Annotated in this window: 17 protein-coding genes; 8 read left to right on the top strand and 9 right to left on the bottom strand. The window is 70.7% G+C overall.

The window, feature by feature from the left end:
- The 5 genes from ABZX02_RS27895 to ABZX02_RS27875 all read left to right on the top strand — a co-directional run bounded on the left by ABZX02_RS27895 (window position 1) and on the right by ABZX02_RS27875 (window position 4,508).
- Complete coding sequence (locus tag ABZX02_RS27895) at window positions 1-903, top strand: 5-dehydro-4-deoxyglucarate dehydratase (protein ID WP_355302241.1); 903 nt, start codon at window positions 1-3, stop codon at window positions 901-903.
- 13 nt (window positions 904-916) lie between these two features.
- Complete coding sequence (locus ABZX02_RS27890) at window positions 917-2,176, top strand: glucarate dehydratase family protein (protein ID WP_355302239.1); 1,260 nt, start codon at window positions 917-919, stop codon at window positions 2,174-2,176.
- Complete coding sequence (locus ABZX02_RS27885; protein WP_355302237.1) at window positions 2,170-3,300, top strand: hypothetical protein; 1,131 nt, start codon at window positions 2,170-2,172, stop codon at window positions 3,298-3,300. Before ABZX02_RS27890 ends, ABZX02_RS27885 begins: the two co-directional genes overlap by 7 nt.
- Window positions 3,301-3,353: 53 nt before the next feature.
- Complete coding sequence (locus ABZX02_RS27880) at window positions 3,354-3,824, top strand: hypothetical protein (protein WP_355302236.1); 471 nt, start codon at window positions 3,354-3,356, stop codon at window positions 3,822-3,824.
- Window positions 3,825-3,962: 138 nt separating this feature from the next.
- Window positions 3,963-4,508: a hypothetical protein gene (locus tag ABZX02_RS27875; RefSeq protein WP_355302234.1), complete on the top strand. Its 546-nt coding sequence runs from the start codon at window positions 3,963-3,965 to the stop codon at window positions 4,506-4,508.
- 512 nt (window positions 4,509-5,020) lie between these two features.
- Here ABZX02_RS27875 and ABZX02_RS27870 read toward each other — a convergent pair.
- From ABZX02_RS27870 to ABZX02_RS27845, 6 genes are all read right to left on the bottom strand, one after another.
- A complete protein-coding gene (locus ABZX02_RS27870) occupies window positions 5,021-5,377 on the bottom strand; it encodes a glyoxalase (protein WP_355302232.1) in 357 nt (118 codons plus the stop codon).
- A gap of 58 nt (window positions 5,378-5,435) precedes the next feature.
- Window positions 5,436-7,091, bottom strand: a complete 1,656-nt coding sequence (locus ABZX02_RS27865; protein WP_355302230.1) for a fumarate hydratase — start codon at window positions 7,089-7,091, stop codon at window positions 5,436-5,438.
- 270 nt (window positions 7,092-7,361) lie between these two features.
- Window positions 7,362-8,351: a sigma-70 family RNA polymerase sigma factor gene (locus tag ABZX02_RS27860; RefSeq protein ID WP_355302227.1), complete on the bottom strand. Its 990-nt coding sequence runs from the start codon at window positions 8,349-8,351 to the stop codon at window positions 7,362-7,364.
- Between the two features lie 268 nt (window positions 8,352-8,619).
- The gene (gene dtd, locus ABZX02_RS27855; RefSeq protein WP_355302224.1) at window positions 8,620-9,045 is read right to left on the bottom strand and encodes a D-aminoacyl-tRNA deacylase; all 426 of its coding nucleotides are present in this window, start codon (window positions 9,043-9,045) and stop codon (window positions 8,620-8,622) included.
- The gene (locus ABZX02_RS27850) at window positions 9,042-10,514 is read right to left on the bottom strand and encodes a methyltransferase (protein WP_355302221.1); all 1,473 of its coding nucleotides are present in this window, start codon (window positions 10,512-10,514) and stop codon (window positions 9,042-9,044) included. The genes dtd and ABZX02_RS27850 overlap by 4 nt, the downstream gene beginning before the upstream one ends.
- Before the next feature lie 10 nt (window positions 10,515-10,524).
- On the bottom strand, window positions 10,525-12,009 hold the full coding sequence (locus ABZX02_RS27845) for a helix-turn-helix domain-containing protein (protein WP_355302219.1): 1,485 nt from the start codon (window positions 12,007-12,009) through the stop codon (window positions 10,525-10,527).
- Between the two features lie 76 nt (window positions 12,010-12,085).
- On the opposite strand from ABZX02_RS27845, the gene ABZX02_RS27840 reads away from it, so the two are divergent.
- Window positions 12,086-12,400, top strand: coding sequence for a DUF3099 domain-containing protein (locus tag ABZX02_RS27840; protein ID WP_355302216.1), 315 nt, complete (start codon window positions 12,086-12,088; stop codon window positions 12,398-12,400).
- Between the two features lie 191 nt (window positions 12,401-12,591).
- Here ABZX02_RS27840 and ABZX02_RS27835 read toward each other — a convergent pair whose 3' ends face one another.
- Window positions 12,592-13,470, bottom strand: a complete 879-nt coding sequence (locus tag ABZX02_RS27835; protein ID WP_355302215.1) for a sugar kinase — start codon at window positions 13,468-13,470, stop codon at window positions 12,592-12,594.
- Window positions 13,467-14,357: a pseudouridine-5'-phosphate glycosidase gene (locus ABZX02_RS27830; RefSeq protein WP_355302213.1), complete on the bottom strand. Its 891-nt coding sequence runs from the start codon at window positions 14,355-14,357 to the stop codon at window positions 13,467-13,469. The genes ABZX02_RS27835 and ABZX02_RS27830 overlap by 4 nt, the downstream gene beginning before the upstream one ends.
- Before the next feature lie 31 nt (window positions 14,358-14,388).
- Between ABZX02_RS27830 and ABZX02_RS27825 the strand changes: the two genes are divergently transcribed.
- Window positions 14,389-14,637 (top strand): DUF3039 domain-containing protein, encoded by a 249-nt coding sequence (locus ABZX02_RS27825; protein ID WP_355302211.1) that lies wholly within the window; start codon window positions 14,389-14,391, stop codon window positions 14,635-14,637.
- Window positions 14,638-14,697: 60 nt separating this feature from the next.
- Here ABZX02_RS27825 and ABZX02_RS27820 read toward each other — a convergent pair whose 3' ends face one another.
- The gene (locus ABZX02_RS27820) at window positions 14,698-15,783 is read right to left on the bottom strand and encodes a YihY/virulence factor BrkB family protein (protein WP_355302209.1); all 1,086 of its coding nucleotides are present in this window, start codon (window positions 15,781-15,783) and stop codon (window positions 14,698-14,700) included.
- 168 nt (window positions 15,784-15,951) lie between these two features.
- Here ABZX02_RS27820 and ABZX02_RS27815 point away from each other — a divergent pair, with 168 nt between their 5' ends.
- The gene (locus ABZX02_RS27815; RefSeq protein WP_355302207.1) at window positions 15,952-17,637 is read left to right on the top strand and encodes a DEAD/DEAH box helicase; all 1,686 of its coding nucleotides are present in this window, start codon (window positions 15,952-15,954) and stop codon (window positions 17,635-17,637) included.
- The last annotated feature ends 1 nt before the right edge of the window (window position 17,638 follow it).

Here is a 17,638-nt window from a genome sequence, read left to right as displayed (position 1 = left end):
ATGCAACTCGATGGTGTGCTGTTCTTTCCGGTGACCCCGTTCGACAGCGAGGGGAACATCGCGTACGACGTGCTCGCCGAGCACGTCAAGCACGGTGTCTCCGCCGGGCCGGGCGCGGTGTTCGCGGCCTGCGGCACCGGCGAGTTCCACGCGCTGGGGCTGGAGGAGTTCGAACGCGCGGTCGCCGTCGCGGTCGAGGCGACCGCGGGCAAGGTGCCGGTCTTCGCGGGCGCCGGCGGCTCGGTCGCCCTGACCAAGGAGTTCGTGAAGGCGGCCGAACGTGCCGGCGCGCAGGGCATCCTGCTGCTCCCGCCGTACCTCGTGACCAACCCGGCCGCCGGCCTCGTGCGGTACGTGGCCGACGTCGCGGGCATCACCGAACTGCCGATCATCGTGTACCAGCGCAACAACGCGCGGTTCACGCCGGAGACCGCCGTCGAGGTCGCGAAGATCCCGAACGTCGTCGGTTTCAAGGACGGCCTGGGCGACCTCGACCAGATGCAGCGGATCGTGCTGTCCGTGCGCGCCGGTGTGGACAAGCCGTTCCAGTTCTTCAACGGCCTGCCGACCGCGGAGATGACGCAGCTCGCGTACCGGGCGATCGGGGTCGAGCTGTACTCGTCGGCGGTGTTCTGCTTCGCGCCGGAGATCTCGATCGGTTTTTACAACGCTGTACAGGCGGGCGACACCGAGCTCGTGAACCGGTTCCTGTTCGAGTTCTACAAGCCGCTGGTCGAGCTGCGGGACAAGGTCCCCGGCTACGCGGTCGCGCTGGTGAAGGCCGCGGTGCGCGCGAACGGCCTCGACGTCGGGGGCGTGCGCCCGCCGCTCGTCGACCCGGCTGACGAGCACCTGGCCGCGCTGGACAAGATCATCGCCGCGGGCAAGGCACTGCTGAGCTGAGAGGGCGGTCGGCATGAAGATCACCGAGATTGTCCTGACACCGATCGCGTTCCGGGACCCGCCGCTGCTCAACTCGGCCGGCGTGCACGAGCCGTGGGCACTGCGCACGATCGTCGAGGTGCACACCGACGAGGGCATCTCCGGGCTGGGGGAGACCTACGGCGACCTCGGGCACCTGGAGCGCTCGCGGTCCGTTGTGGACTCCCTGGTCGGCCTCGACGTGTTCGCGCTCAACGAGATGCACGCGCGGGTCGCCGCGGCGCTCGGAGGCGAGGCGGGGCCGGACAAGCACGGCCTCACCGGCAAGATCACCGCCGAGAGCACCGTCGACCGCGTGTTCTCGCCGTTCGAGGTCGCGTGCCTCGACATCCAGGGCAAGGCGCTCGGACGCCCGGTGCACGACCTGCTCGGCGGCAAGGTCCGCGACGCGGTGCCTTACTCCGCCTACCTGTTCTACAAGTGGGACGGGCACCCCGGCGCCGAGCCGGACGGGTGGGGCGAGGCGGTCGACCCCGCGGGCATCGTCGCGCAGGCCACCAAGATGATCTCCGAGTACGGGTTCGGGTCGATCAAGCTCAAGGGCGGTGTCTTCCCGCCGGAGCAGGAGATCGAGGCGATCCGGGCGCTGCGCGAGGCGTTCCCCGGCCACCCGCTGCGGCTCGACCCGAACGCGGCGTGGTCGGTCGAGACCTCGCTCCGCGTCGCCGCCGAGCTCGACGGCGTGCTGGAGTACCTGGAGGACCCGACGCCGGAGATCTCCGGGATGGCGGAGGTGGCCGCGAAGGCGCCGATGCCGTTGGCCACCAACATGTGCGTGGTCGCGTTCGAGCACCTCAAGCCGTCCGTGGAGCAGGACGCCGTGCAGGTGTTGCTGTCCGACCACCACTACTGGGGCGGGCTGCAGCGCTCGCGGCAGCTGGGGATGATCTGCCAGACGTTCGGCATCGGCCTGTCGATGCACTCGAACTCGCACCTCGGCATCTCGCTCGCGGCGATGACGCACCTGGCCGCCGCCACGCCGAACCTGAACTACGCGTGCGACACGCACTACCCGTGGAACGCGGCCGACGAGGTCGTGGAACCCGGTGTTTTGTCCTTTGTGGACGGCGCGGTGCCGGTGCCGGTCACGCCCGGCCTCGGCGTCACGCTGGACCGCGACGCGCTGGCACGCCTGGCCGAGAACTACGTCCGGTGCGGCATCACGGCTCGGGACGACACGGGCTACATGCAGAAGTTCGACCCGAGCTACGAGAGGAAGCGGCCCCGGTGGTGAAGTCGGTTGTCCACGCCTACCCGTGGGACCTGATCGGGGATCCCGACGCTGTCGCGCGCTACCAGGACCTAGGGGTCGACGCGATCGCCCTGGCCGCGTCGTACCACACCGTGCGGGCCGCGACGCCGCTCCACCCGTCGCACCGCATGGTCGACGCGCGGCACGCGGCGTTCTACCTGCCGGTGCGCCAGGAGAAGTACGGCCGGCTGGTGCCCGCCGAACCGTCCTGGGTGGACGGTCCGGACTCGTTCGGCGAGGCGGCCGCACTGGTGCGTGCCGCCGGGCTGCCCGTGTACGCGTGGACCGTGCTGACGCACAGCTCGCGTCTCGGCGACCTGCACCCGGACCTGACCGTGGTGAACGCGTTCGGGGACCGCTACCCGTACGCGCTGTGCACCGCGCAGCCCGACGTCGTCGAGTACGCGTCGGTGCTGGTGTCCGAGGTGCTGGAACTCGGCGCGCCCGACGGGATCATCCTGGAGGCCGCCGGGCCGCTCGGGTTCTTCCACGGAGGGCACCACGAGAAGACCGACGGCACCGACTGGAACGCGGTGCAGCAGAAGCTGTTGTCGCTGTGCTTCTGCACTGCCTGCACCGCCCTGTACGCCGACCCGGATGCTCTGCGCGACGCGGTCCGAGCCGGAGTCGATCGCGGCGCGTCCAGCGTCGAGGAAGCGCTGGGCGCGCTCGCGGACGACGTTCGAGCTGTGCGCACCGGGGTGGTGCGGTCGTTGCGGCAACGGCTGGTCGGCGAGATCCGCGCCGCCGCGCCGTCCGTGCGAGTCGGCATGCACGTGACGGCGGACCCGTGGGGCACCGGTCCGTTCGCGACGGTGGCCGGGGGAGTGGGCGCGGACGTCGACGTGCTGACGACGATGTGCTGGCCCGGCCCCGAGGTCGCGGTGCCCGGCATCGAGGCCCTGCGCGCGGTCGCCCCGGACACGCGCATCGCCGCGTACGTGCTGGGGCTGCCGCCGAAGCCCGCCGACGGCGCGGCGCTGTCGAAGGAGTGGCTCGCCTACGTCGACGCCGGCGTGGAGGAGTTCCACCTCTACCACGGGGGTCTCGCGTCGGCGGCCAGGCTGGAAGCGTTGCGAGAGGCGGTAACCGCCGTCAGCCGGTAACTGTGAAGAGAAGTCCGTGCAACCCGTCGTGACCGCGGTTCCGTCCTCTCACCATGAGGCACATAGGAACCGTAGTTGGCACTGGCGTCCTGCTGCTCGCCCTCTCGGCCTGTGGCAGCGCCCAGAACGCGGGCACCGGAGCGGGTGGCGGTCAGGAACTGCCTGTCGCCACCTCCTCCTCCGAGGTGCCCCCGAACGTCGCACCCGGTGAGGTCCCGCCGGACGGCAAACCCGTGACGAAGCTCGACGCGAACGCGCTGCCGCCGGACCAGCCGCGGACGGTGTGGACGCAGGGCGACGGGAAGACCGTCGGCGTGGTGGCCCAGGAAGGCGGCTGCGGCAAGGCGAGCGCGTCCGTACTGGAGCAGAACGCGTCCACGGTGAAGATCGAGATGCTCGAGACGCTGCCGCTGACCAAGCAGATGTGCACCATGGACATCCGCTTCCCCCCGCTGACGGTGCAGCTGTCCGAGCCCCTCGGTGAGCGCACGGTCGTGCTGACGTCGCGGCAGGAACAGAAGTAGACCTCCCTCCCCACGGTGCCCGGCCGGCATCTGCCCCGCCGGCCGGGCACCTCCCGCTCGTGCCACCGCGCTCGGGACCGGACAGGTCGCAGGACATTTAACAGGGACTTCTTGTCCCGGTTTGCGAGGATGGACCGCATGAGAAACGCCGTCGCCGCCGTTGCTCTCGCCGCCGTTGCTCTCGCCGCCTTGCTCGTCGGCTGCTCGTCCGGCGCGCAATCGGGCGCGCCGGGCTCCAGTTCGTCGGGCACCGCGCCGACCGGCACCTCCGCGCCCGGTTCGAGCGGTACCCCGGGGTCGTCCGGCGCGAACCCCACCGCCCCGGTGCAGCCCCCGGTCTCCATCTCGGAGGAGAAGCCCGTCGTGCCGCCCAACGTCACGCCCGTGGCGAAGGAGAAGGTCGACACGACATCGTTGTCAGACACCTACCGCGACGAGGCCTACGTCTTCGGCGACGGCCGCGACGTGGAGGTGTTCGGCATCGGCGGCGGCTGCAAGGAGGCGCGCGCCGAGATCACCGGCCAGTCCGCCGACGTCGTCCAGATCACGCTGGTCACCATCACCAAGCAGCCTCCCGGCACGATGTGCACGCAGGAGGTCCGCCAGGTGCCGCTGACCGTGCGCCTGGACGCCCCGCTCGGCACCCGCCGCCTGGTCCTCGAGGCCCGCGAAGAAACCGGCTGACGTGCGCGTACAGCCTGTGGACGTGCCGTATGGCGACCGCGTACCGCGTGTATACGACGTGGGTACTGCGGTGTTCTGGCACCACGGCACGCCCAACCTGGGCCTGCCACCGGAGCCGCTTTTTCAGACCGGGCGTGCGGTGGGTCTCCTACGACAGACCCGGCTATGGCGGCTCCACTCCCGCCTGTGACCGCCCGGTGGGATCCGCCGCCACCCTGACAGCGCACATCGCCGACGAGCTCGGCCTCACGCGGTTCGCGGTGGCCGGTCATTCCGGCGGCGCACCACACGCCCTCGCGTGCGCCGCCCTGATGCCGGACCGCGTGACGGCCGTGGGCCGTGTGGAGAAGGAGCGGTACGAGGCGTCGGGCGTCGAACAGGACCCCGAGTTTCTCCGAGGCCAACCTCGTCACGCTGAGGGGCGAGTCGTCGTGGCTCGGCGAGGCGGCCGGACAACATCTCGGTGCCGATCGATGCCGCCGACGACCTCGACTGACGGTTGTCCCGCCAAGTCAGGCGTCGGCGAGGAACTCGATCCGGTTGCCCACACCGTCGAACGTGTGGAACCGCCGCCGGCCGGGGATCTCCGCCGGATCCGCCCAGACGACGGGATGACCGGCCGCGGCGACCGCTTCCGCCGTCCGCGTCACGTCGACCACGAACGCCGGGTGCGCCTTGCGCGCGGGCCGGAAGCCGTCCTCGACCCCGACGTGCACCTCGCCCCCGCCCGGCACGGCGAACCAGCACCCTCCGCGTGCCGCGAGCAGCGGTGGCTTCGGCAACTCGGTCCAGCCGAGCACGCCCGTGTAGAACGCGCGTTGGTCGTCCTCGGCGCCCGCGGGGCAGGCGACCTGCACGTGGTGGATCACGACGAGACCCCAATCAACCAGTACGAGCGTACTGGTTGATTGGGGGTCTCGGAGGAAATTACCGGCGGAAGCTGATCTGCAAGGTCGGGGTCGACGTCTCCGCGAAGAAGTCGTTGCCCTTGTCGTCGACCACGACGAACGCGGGGAAGTCCTCGACCTCGATCTTCCAGACCGCCTCCATGCCGAGCTCGGGGTACTCGAGCACCTCGACCTTGCGGATGCAGTCCTGCGCGAGCCGCGCCGCCGGGCCACCGATCGAGCCCAGGTAGAAGCCGCCGTGCGTCGCGCACGCGTTGGTGACCTGCTTGGAGCGGTTGCCCTTCGCGAGCATCACCATCGAACCGCCCGCCGCCTGGAACTGCTCCACGTACGAGTCCATCCTGCCCGCGGTGGTCGGACCGAACGAACCGGAGGCGTAGCCCTCGGGCGTCTTGGCCGGACCGGCGTAGTAGACCGGGTGGTCCTTCATGTACTGCGGCATGTCCTCGCCGGCGTCGAGGCGCTCCTTGATCTTGGCGTGCGCGATGTCGCGGGCCACGACCAGCGGGCCGGTGAGGGACACGCGGGTCTTCACCGGAAGCTTGGTGAGGATCTCGCGGATCTCCGCCATCGGGCGCGTGAGGTCGATGTTGACGACCTCGTCGGAGAGGTCCTCGCCTTCGATCTCGGGCAGGAACTGCGCCGGGTCGCGTTCCATCTGCTCCAGGAACACCCCCTCCGGCGTGATGCGGGCCTTGGCCTGGCGGTCGGCCGAGCACGAGACCGCGATGCCGACCGGCAGCGACGCGCCGTGGCGGGGGAGGCGGATGACGCGCACGTCGTGGCAGAAGTACTTGCCGCCGAACTGCGCGCCGATGCCGAAGTTCCGCGTCAGCTCCAGGACCTGCTGCTCGAGGTCCGTGTCGCGGAACGCGTGGCCCGACGCCGAGCCCTCGGTGGGCAGGGTGTCGAGGTAGCGGGCGGAGGCGAGCTTCGCGACCTTGAGGTTCTGCTCGGCCGACAGACCGCCGACGACGACCGCGAGGTGGTACGGCGGGCAGGCCGCGGTGCCGAGCGAGCGGAGCTTCTCGTCCAGGAACGACGCGAGGCGCTTCGGGTTCAGCACCGCCTTCGTCTCCTGGTAGAGGAACGTCTTGTTCGCGCTGCCGCCGCCCTTGGCCATGAACAGGAACTCGTAGACGGGCTCCTGGCCGGGCTTGTGGAACACCTCGATCTGCGCGGGCAGGTTCGTGCCGGTGTTCTTCTCGTCCCAGAACGTCACGGGAGCCATCTGCGAGTAGCGCAGGTTGAGCTCCTGGTAGGCCTCGTAGACGCCGCGGGCGAGCGCCTTCTCGTCCTCGCCGCCGGTCAGGACGGTCTCCGAGCGCTTGCCCATGATGATCGCCGTGCCGGTGTCCTGGCACATCGGCAGCACGCCGCCGGACGCGATGGCGGCGTTGCGCAGCAGGTCCATGGCGACGAAGCGGTCGTTGCCGGACGCCTCGGGGTCGTCGACGATCTTGCGCAGCTGGGCGAGGTGCGACGGACGCAGCAGGTGCTGGATGTCCTTGATCGCTTCCTTCGCGAGCAGCGTCAGCGTCTCGGGGGCGACCTCCAGGAACTTGCGGTCACCGGCCTCGATCAGCTTCACCCCGTCCGACGTGACGAGGCGGTACTCGGTCTCGGTGTCCTTCGCCAGAGGCAGGACGTCGGTGTACTCGAAAGTGGTGGGCACGGCGTACACAACTCCAACGGTGTGCAGTTCGGATCAGAAAACCGTACCGCCATCAACCGGACCTTCCGGTCCGCGTCCACCGTGTTCTTCACTACGCCTGCGCAAACGCGGAAGGCCGGGGCGGCCCCCGGCCGCCCCGACCTTCCTTCGCGTGCGAAACCCGGCTCACGACGGGCGTCGCGTGGCTCTGGTAACGCCCGACCGTGCCGTGAGTTGAGTCACAAGTCAATACTGCTGGACGGGTGAGATCCGACCGTGACGCCTCGGTTGCTAGGAGGCGTAGGCCCGCAGCTTCGCGGCCCGCTCGCCCTGGCGGAGCTTCGACATGACCTCGCGCTCGATCTGGCGCACCCGCTCGCGCGACAGGCCGAACCGCTTGCCGATCTGGTCGAGCGTGCGCGGCTGGCCGTCCTCGAGGCCGTAGCGCAGCCGGATCACGGCCTGCTCGCGCGGCTCCAGCGTCGCGAGGACGCGGCGCAGGTCGTCCTGCAGCAGCCCGGAGATGACGGCGCTCTCGGCGTCGGTGGCGTCCGAGTCCTCGATGAAGTCACCGAGGGGCGCGTCCTCCTCCGTGCCGACCGGCATGTCGAGCGATACCGGGTCACGGGCGTGGTCGAGCAGGTCGGCGACCTTGTCGACGTTGAGGCCCGCTTCCTTCGCGAGCTCCTCGTTCGTCGCCTCGCGGCCGAGCGTCTGGTGCAGGTCGCGCTTGATCCGCGCGAGCTTGTTCACCTGCTCGACGAGGTGGACGGGGAGGCGGATGGTGCGGCCCTGGTCGGCCATGCCGCGGGTGATCGCCTGGCGGATCCACCACGTCGCGTACGTCGAGAACTTGAAGCCCTTGGTGTAGTCGAACTTCTCGACCGCGCGGATCAGACCCAGGTTCCCCTCCTGGATCAGGTCCAGCAGCGGCATGCCCCGGCCCGTGTAGCGCTTGGCCAGCGACACGACGAGGCGCAGGTTCGCCTTGAGCAGGTGGTCCTTGGCGCGGCGGCCGTCGCGGACGAGCTCCCCCAGCTCGTCGCGGCGGGTGGGCGTGAGGCGCTTGGCCGTCTCCATGACGTGCTGCGCGAACACACCTGCCTCGATGCGCTTGGCGAGCTCCACCTCCTCCTCGGCGGTGAGGAGCGCGGTCTTGCCGATTCCGTTCAGGTAGACTCGAACGAGGTCGGCTGCGGGGCCCTGCGCGTCGAGTTCGTGCTCGACGACGGTGCTGGTGTTCTCTCCGACTTCACGGTCGGAGATCCTCGTGACGGTCATGGATCTCCCTCCCCCTGGTGCGGGCGACGCTGCTGTCGGTCAGGCCTGTGGCTCCTGATCGATCAGTCGCGCGTGGCGGTCAAGGCGGCGCGGCGCTGCGCCCTGGTTGCCGGTTGCGGTGGGCCCGCTCGGGATCCCATCGCTAGCTGGCTGATACCTGGGTAACGAACGCGATTCCGAATTCGTTCCCGACTTCCATGACCTGAAGACGTCACCGCTGTCACAGCGGTTGCGCGACTAATCTGAGAACTGCCTGAGAACCCTTTCCTCAGAGCTCTACGATCACCGTGAACGGACCGTCGTTCACGCTGCGTACCTTCATCTCGGCTCTGAATCGTCCTGTTTCGACGCGCGCGCCCTTTTGGCGTAGTTCCTGCACCACGGCGTTCACCAACGGTTCCGCGTGCTCGGGCCGGGCGGCCGCCGTCCAGGACGGACGGCGGCCCTTGCGAGTGTCCCCGTAGAGGGTGAACTGGCTGACGACCAGCAGCGGAGCACCGGTGGACTCACACGACTGCTCGTCGTCGAGGATCCGCAGGCCGTGCAGCTTCTGGGCCATTTTGCGGGCCTGCTCGGCCGTGTCGTCGTGGTGGACGCCGAGCAGCACCAGCAATCCGGGCTCGTCGATCGCGCCGACGATCTCCCCTTCGACTTCGACGCTCGCCTCTGTGACGCGCGCCACAACTGCTTTCATGCGGGAATCAACATTCCGTGCCGGATGAGATCACGAACGATCGGCAAGGCCGCTTCCGCGTCGATTTCTCCGTAAGCGAACTCGAGCAGCGAGAGCAGGTCTTCCAGCGGCGACGCGCCGGTGCAGCCCGCCACGAGCTTCGCGGTGGCCTCGTCGACCTCGTGCTGCCAGCCGGGCCCGTCCGTGCGGTGCAGGCGGGCGACGACCTTGCGCCAGCCCTCGTCACCGGCCTCGGACACCTCCTCGAGCAGCACGGTGTCGGCGACCCGGAACCGCTGACCGAGCAGGTCGGGGTTCGCGCGGAGCCACGCCACGTTGTCGAGCCAGCGCGCCGCCTCCGGACCCAGCGGGTCGTCGTAGGCGTGGCGCAGGTCCTCGCAGACGACCTGGGAGTGCATCTCGTCGGTGCGCCGCAGGGTCACGTAGCCGAAGCCGACGCCCTGGACGTCGTTCTCCTCGAACCAGTCGAGCCACGCCGCGGCCTTCTGCCGGCCCTCGGGGCTGCGCGGGTCGACGCCCGCGTCCTTGAGCCACGTGCCGACGTACAGGGCGGGCTCGGCGATGTCGCGCTGCACGAACCACGCGTCGATGCCGCCCCGCGGGAGCCAGCTCGAGACCCGCTCCTCCCAGTCCTCGCCCTTGCGGTGCACCCAGGACGCGAGCAGCTGGCCCACGCCGCCCTCGTTGAGGAACGCGGGCAGCTGCCGGATGACCAGCGCGGACGCGTCGTCGCCGGCGAGGCCCGAGTCGCGGTAGACGAAGTCCACGCGCGGCGGCCCGACGACGAACGGCGGGTTGCAGACGACCTGGTCGAACCGCCGGTTGCGGACCGGCCCGAACCACTCGCCCTGCAGCGTCTCGACGTCGAGCTCGTTCAGGCGGAACGTGCCCTGGGCGAGCCTCAGCGCGCGTTCGGACAGGTCGGTGGCGGTGATGCGCTCGGCGTGCGTGCTGGCGTGCAGGGCCTGGACACCGCAGCCGGTGCCGAGGTCGAGCACCGTGCCGACGGGCGTGCGCTTGGTCGCGCGGGCGAGGCTGATGGACGCGTGGCCGACGCCGAGCACGTGGTCCTCGGGGACGGCGCCGCCGCGCAGGTCGGAGTCGAGGTCGGCGACGACCCACCAGTTGTCCTCGTACGGCCGGACGTCGAGACCGGCCTTCAGGTCCTTCGTGAGGACCTCGTTCTTCACGGCGTCGTCGATGTCGACGCCGTGGAGCGCCGCGCGGACGTCCTTCTCGGGTTCGGCGTCACCGAGCAGGAACAGGCGGATCAGCGTGCCGAGCGACCCGGCGTCCTTGCTGGCGCGGCGGGCGGGCTCGGGCTCACCGCGGCCGAGCGCGGCGTGGGCCTGCGGGCCGAGCGCGTCGACGACGCCGTCCGCGGTGTAGCCGGCGGTCAGGAAGGCCTCGCGCAGACGGGCGCACAGGTCGGCAGAAAGATCGGGGTGCACGGGAGGAGATGCTTTCACGCCCGGTGGGTCAGCGCGTGATGCGGAGGGCGATGGCCATCGCGAGGCGCTGGTCCGGGTCGTCGAGGGGGAGCGGCGTCACCTCGGCCATCTTCTGCAGGCGGTACCGCAGCGTGTTCGGGTGCACGTTGAGCGCTTTGGCCGCCGCCCGCACGTCCCCCTGGGCCGCGAGCCACGCCCGGAGCGTCGTCGCGTACTGCGTCCCGTACTCGGCGTCGTACCGCACGATCTCGGAGATCGGACCCCGGCTCGGCAGCCGCCCGGCCTCGGCGACCGCGGCGAGCCGGTGCAACAGCACTTCGGCCCACGCGTCGTCGTACACAACCGGTACACCGGTGGAAAGCGCGAGGCATTCATCGGCCTCCTGCCGCGACGTCGGCAGCTGAGTGGCCTCGGCCGGCCCGCCGATGCCCGCCAGCACCGTCGCCTCCGCCGGAAGCTCCCGCACCAGTGACCGCACCCACGCGACGGCGTCGTCGGCGGCCGGGATGATCGTGTAGAGCACGTTGCCGAACAGCGCGCTGCGTCCCGGCCGCGACCAGCCGAACCCGGCCGTCGCCCGCTGGAACGCGAGCACCGCCGCACCGTGCTCGCCCTCGCCCGCGTGCGCCTGCACCGCGATCACCCGCAGGTCGGCCGACGGCAGCCCGAGGCGGGCGACGTCGGCGGACTCCGGCTGGTCGAGCAACCTGATCACCAGGTCCGCCTCGGCCTGGCGTTCGAGGTCCGTCGATGCCCGCGACCGCAGCAGGTGCAACGCCGCCGTCCGCGCCCCGTCGACCAGCGCGGCACTGCGCGCCGCGTCCACCGGCCCCGTGACCTCCACCCACACCGACCCGAGCAGCTCACGACCCGCCCGCACGGCGGCGACGAGCCGGTTGCCCAGCTGGTCGGTCAGCTTGGGCACGAAGATCGGCTCGTCCGACGACGCGAGGTGCGTGAACACCCCGAACTCGTCCAGCGCCCGCCGGGCCTCCTCCGGCACCCGCCGCCCGAGGATGGTCTGCACGCGCACGGGGTCGACGTCCTCCTGCCGGTAGGAGTACGCGAGCACGCGCGACTGCTGGTCCTCGATCGTCACCGGCCCGCCGACCACGCCCGCGATGACGTCGGCCAGCCCGAACAGGTCCCCGGTCCGCGTACCGCCGTTGACCAGCGTCTGCGTCACGTTCGCGAGCTGGCTCCACGGCACCGACGGATCCACCAGCAACACGGCGGCCCCGGACTTCTTCGCCGCCGCCACGACCCGCTCGTCCAGCGGGGGCTTGCCGTGCAGCACGACCGCGGACGCCGCCGTGGACGACACCAGCCGCACCGCCGAGGCCACCGACGGAGTGCCCAGCCCGAGCAGCACGTCGCCCGCGGCGGCCGGCGTGTTCTCCGCCGGGTCGTGCAGCGCGACCCCGCGCAGCTCGGCGTCACGCCCCCTCGGCGCGCAGGCCAGGTGCGTGCCCAGGCTGCCGAGCACGTCCACGAGCCGATCAAGGGCGACCACTCGCGGATGTTAACCGCCGACCGGCCGTCCCGGCGGTCACCCGGACGTGGGACCATTGACGGGTGGAGGTGGTGTCGTGAGCAGTCCCGACCGGAACGACACCCCGGTGTTGATCACCGAGGCGGCCCCGTCCTACGAAGAGCAGCACGCCGCCCGGCGCCGGAAGTACGCGATCATGATGAGCCTGCGGTTCCCGTGCCTCATCCTCGCGGCCCTGTTCGCGCACACCTGGTGGCTCGCCCTGTTCTTCATCGTGCTGTCCGTGCCGCTGCCGTGGATGGCCGTGCTGATCGCGAACGACCGGCCGCCGCGCAAGACCGAGAAGGCCAACCGCTACGAGGTCGAGCGCCGCGCCATCGCGCCGAAGAGCACCACCGTCATCGACGGCTGACCCGCCGTCCCCGTTCTCGCCGAGCAGCTCTCGACGCCGTCCTCGCCTTTGCAACAGCTCTTTGGACTTCGTCCGCAAAAGACCTGTTGCAAAGATCGCCACGCCTGCGCGGCTTTGCAATGAGTCTTTTGCGGATGTCCGCAAACGTTTTTTGCATGCGGGTGGGCCGGGAAGCCCAGGGGACGCGCGGGCTAGCGGGGCGGCTGGGCGCCGACGACACCGACCGCGCGAGACCCCGCCCGAACCCCGCCGAGCAACGCGTCACGCTTCGACGCCCCGGACAGCCAGGCCGCCAGGAACCCGGCGTCGAACGCGTCGCCCGCACCCGTCGAGTCGATGCACTCGGTGACTTCAGCGGGGACCGAAACCAGCTCGTCCGCGTCGACCCACGTCGCGCCGTCCGGTCCCGACGTCACCACCACGGCACCGACGTGCGAGAGCAACGACTTGGCCGCCGAAGGCTCCGACGAGCCCGCGAGCGCGAGCAGCTCGTCGGCGTTGGGCAGGAGGAAGTCGACGCCGCGCACGTCCTCCAGGAACGCCTCCGCCGAGTGGATCAGGACGGCGGCCTGGGGGTCCACCGACGTCGTCCACCCCGCGGCACGGGCCGCCTCCAGCACGGCCAGACCCGCCGGGCGTGAGGTTGCGTCGAGCAGCACGTAGCCGGACAGGTGCAGGTGGCCGCCGGGTGCGGCGAGCAGGCCCGGGGTCAGGTCGGCGGGGGAGAAGCGGGCGTTCGCGCCGCGGTCGGGCAGCATCGAGCGCTGGCCGTCCTCGTCGACGAGGACGACGACGCAGCAGGTCGCGAGGTCCGGGTCCACCGCGAAGGCGCACTGGACGCCCGCCGAGGTGAGTTCGGCGTGGACCTGGCGGCCCGCCGAGTCGGCGCCGACGCGCGCCACCAGGACCGGGGAGGCGCCGCACGCGGCGAGCCAGACGGCCGTGTTGGCGCCGGCGCCGCCCGGTTCGATGGTGACCTTGGCGCGGACGTCGCCGCCGTGCGCGATGGGGCCGGTGTGGCGGGCCACCACGTCGAGGCCCGCGTCACCGACGACGACAACCGGCCTCACCGGAACAGCTCGACGGCGACCGCGGCGGCCACGGAGGCGTTGTTGACGACGAGCTCCTCGTTCGCGTCGAGGCTCACGCCCTCGCTGGCGGTGTGGAAGTGCTCCAGCAGGACGGGCGTGACGTCCTTGCCGCGCACGTCGCCGTCGACCAGCTTCTGCAGGCCCTCGGCGAGCAGGCGGTCGTGCAGGGCGGAGTCCATCTCGAACGCGGCGGGGATCGGGTTCGCGAGCAGCATCCCGCGGTCACCGGCGGCGAAGACCGCGGCGGCCTCGGCGGGGTTCTCGACGCGCCACGGGACGTCGAACTCCGACTCGCGGCGGTAGAAGGCCGGGAACCGCGAGGTCTGGTAGCCGACGACCGGCACCGAACGGGTCTCCAGCACCTCCAGGGTCGCGCCCATGTCCAGGATCGACTTCACCCCGGAGCAGACGATGAGCACCGGCGTCGTCGCCACCACGTCGAGGTCGGCGGACACGTCCCAGGTCTCGCGGGCGCCGCGGTGCACGCCGCCGAGACCGCCGGTCGCGAAGACGCGGATGCCGGCCTGGTGGGCGAGGGCGGTGGTCGAGGCCACGGTCGTCGCGCCGTCGCGGCCCAGGGCGTAGGCGGGACCGAGGTCGCGCAGCGAGAGCTTCACCAGGTCGCCCTGGTTGCAGACGCGGTCGAGCTCGGCGGAGGTCAGGCCGATGCGCGGCACGCCGTCGAGGACGGCGATCGTCGCGGGGACGGCACCGGCCTCCCGCACGACCTTCTCCAGGCGTGCGGCGACGGCCAGGTTGCGCGGCGCGGGCAGGCCGTGGGACAGGATGGTGCTCTCGAGAGCGACGACCGGCCGGTTCTCGGCGAGGGCGGCGGCAACTTCATCGGCGATGTGCAGCGTGGTCACGAGGGGACATCATCCCAGGTACCCTGGGCGCGTGAGCACCCAGACTCTCCCCGAGGTCGACGTACGGCCGGACGAGACCGACCAGTCCTCGGACGACACCCCGAAGATGTTCCACTACGTGCGCAAGGCGAAGATCGCCGAGAGCGCCGTGATGGGCACGCACGTGGTCGCGCTGTGCGGCGAGGTCTTCCCGGTCACGCGGTCGCCGAAGCCCGGTTCGCCGGTGTGCCCGGACTGCAAGAAGATCTACGAGAACCTGCCGCCCGGCGGCGACGAGTAGGTCTCGCACGTCACGCGCCCGGCGCCTCGACCCGGTCGAGGCGCCGGGCGTTGCTGCGTTCTAACCGCGCTGCTTCTCCTCCTCGGTCTCGGGCGAGGGCTTCTGGATCGGCAGCGGCGACGTGAGCTGCGTGTCGGCCGGAGACGGCGCCGAGTAGCCCCCGTTGTTCTCCGGCCTGGGCGCGGCCGCCTCGGACCGGATGCGCGACGCCGCCCGTTCCATCTCCAGCCGGCGCCAGCGGCGGCGCTGCCGGCGGGTCATGCGCGCGGGCCACATGTCCTGGATGGCGCTGTTGAAGTACGCGCCGATCGTGATCGCCAGGCCGATGAAGAACACGAACAGCAGGAACGCGATCGGCGTCGCCAGCGCGCCGTAGGTGTAGCCGGTGGTGGTGATCCACTGGATGTACAGGCGCAGGCCGATGGACGACAGGATGAACACGGCCATCGCGAGGATCGCGCCCGGCAGCACGCGGTGGTACGGCAGGCGGCGCGGCAGCGCGACCTTGTAGAGCGCCGACAGCGACAGCACCAGCAGCAACGCGACGCCGGGGTAGTAGAACCGGCCCACCCACGTCTCGATGTAGGGCTGCCACGACTCGGGGAAGAACTGCGGCAGGACGTCCGGGCCCAGTGCCAGCACCGGCAGGCCGACCACCAGTGCCACCAGTGACACCATGTAGAGCAGCAGGGCGAAGATGCGCTGCCACAGTTCGTTGCGCACGCCGTACTGGCCGTGCGCGACCGTGATCGCGTCGACGAACGACGACATGGCCGACGAGCCCGCCCACAGCGAGATCAGGAAGCCGATCGACACGATCTCGCCCTTGCCGGTCGAGAGGATCTCCGCGACGGTCGGCTGGATCACGCCGTTGACGACGTCGGCGCTGAAGATCGTCCGGGTGAACCCGATGATCTTCTCCTCGACCGACTGGACGATCTCCGGGCCGAACCAGGTGCCGATCCAGCCCATCGAGCCCAGCACTCCGAGCAGCAGCGGGGGGAACGAGAGCGTCTGCCAGAACGCGGCCTCGGCGGCTTCTGAGAAGATGTTGCCCTGCCACGCCTTCGACAGCGTGCGCGCGAGTAGACGCAGCGGCCCCTTGCGGCCGGACCTGCGTGTGCTGTTGTCGGAAGGCGAAACCATCGCGGTGACAAGCATGGTGCATACCGCCACGTTTCGCGGCATCGACGCCCGGAACAGGTAGAGTCGCAGTGCCCTCGGCCGCGGTCCGCCTGAGGGTATTGCTATGTCTGACCTGCGCAAATGAGGAGAAACACGTCTGTGACAGCGCCAGCAGCAACGCCGGCAGCAATGCGACCGCTGCGAGCCTGGCAGCGTCGCGCGCTGACCAAGTACCTCGCCGCGAAGCCGCAGGACTTCCTCGCCGTCGCCACGCCCGGCGCGGGCAAGACGACCTTCGGGCTGCGCGTCGCGGCCGAGTTGCTGGCCGACCGGACGATCGAGGCCGTCACGATCGTCACGCCCACCGAGCACCTCAAGCACCAGTGGGCCAAGGCCGCGGCCGAGCAGGGCATCCACATCGACTCGAACTTCCGCAACACCAACGCGATGACCTCCCGCGACTACCACGGTGTGGCTGTCACGTACGCGCAGGTCGCCGCCCACCCCACGTTGCACCGGGTGCGCACCGAGAACCGCAAGACGCTCGTGCTGCTCGACGAGGTGCACCACGGCGGTGACGCCAAGTCGTGGGGCGACGCGATCCGCGAGGCCTTCACTCCCGCGGTGCGGCGCCTGTGCCTCACCGGCACGCCGTTCCGCTCGGACGACTCGCCGATCCCGTTCGTGCAGTACGAGGAGAGCAACGGCGGCTTCAAGACCTCGAAGGCCGATCACACGTACGGGTACGCCGACGCGTTGCGCGACGGCGTCGTCCGGCCCGTGCTGTTTCTCGCGTACTCGGGTGAGGCGTCGTGGCGGACCAGCGCGGGCGAGGAGTACACCGCACGGCTGGGCGAGCCGCTGACGCAGGAGCAGACCGCGCGCGCGTGGCGCACGGCCCTGGACCCGGCCGGCGACTGGATGGCGTCCGTGCTGCGCGCCGCCGACCAGCGGCTCACGCAGAAGCGCGAGAACGGCCTGCCGGACGCGGGCGGCCTGGTGATCGCCACCGACCAGACCGTCGCCAAGGCCTACGCGCAGGTCCTGCAACGCGTCACCGGCCAGATCCCCACGCTGGTGCTCTCGGACGACCCGAAGGCGTCCGGCAAGATCGCCGAGTTCTCCGCCACGACCGAACGCTGGATGATCGCCGTCCGGATGGTGTCCGAGGGCGTCGACGTGCCGCGGCTCGCGGTCGGCGTGTACGCGACGTCGTCGTCGACTCCGCTGTTCTTCGCCCAGGCCATCGGCCGCTTCGTGCGCAACCGGAAGCCCGGCGAGACCGCCACGGTGTTCGTGCCCTCGGTGCCGGTGCTGCTGCAGCTCGCCTCCGAGCTGGAGGCCGAGCGCGACCACGTCCTGGGCAAGCCGCACCGCGAGAAGGACGGCTGGGACGACGAGCTCATGGCCGCGGCCAACCAGGCCAAGGACGAGCCCGGCGAGGACGAGCGCGCCTTCACGGCCCTGGGCACCACCGCCGAGCTCGACCAGGTGATCTTCGACGGCTCGTCGTTCGGCGCCCCGACGCACGCGGGCTCCGAGGAGGAGCAGGAGTACCTGGGCCTGCCCGGCCTGCTCGAACCCGACCAGGTGCGGACCCTGCTGCTGCAGCGGCAGGAGGAGCAGATGGCCCTCGCCGCCAAGCGCCCCAAGCCCGAGGCACCCGTGCGCGAGGCACGGCCCGTGGGCGTGCAGGAACGCCTCACGTCCCTGCGCAAGGAGCTCAACACCCTCGTCGCGATGCACCACCACCGCACGAAGAAGCCGCACGGCAAGATCCACAACCAGTTGCGCGAGTACTGCGGCGGCCCGCCCACGGCGATGGCCACCATCGAGCAGCTCGAGGAGCGGATCGCGACCCTGCGGTCCTGGTAGC

The sequence above is a fragment of the Lentzea sp. NPDC003310 genome, from assembly GCF_040610935.1.
Classification (GTDB): Bacteria; Actinomycetota; Actinomycetes; order Mycobacteriales; family Pseudonocardiaceae; genus Lentzea.
The sequence above is the reverse complement of the archived record's forward strand: the minus strand, read 5'-3'. Positions and strand labels throughout refer to the sequence as shown.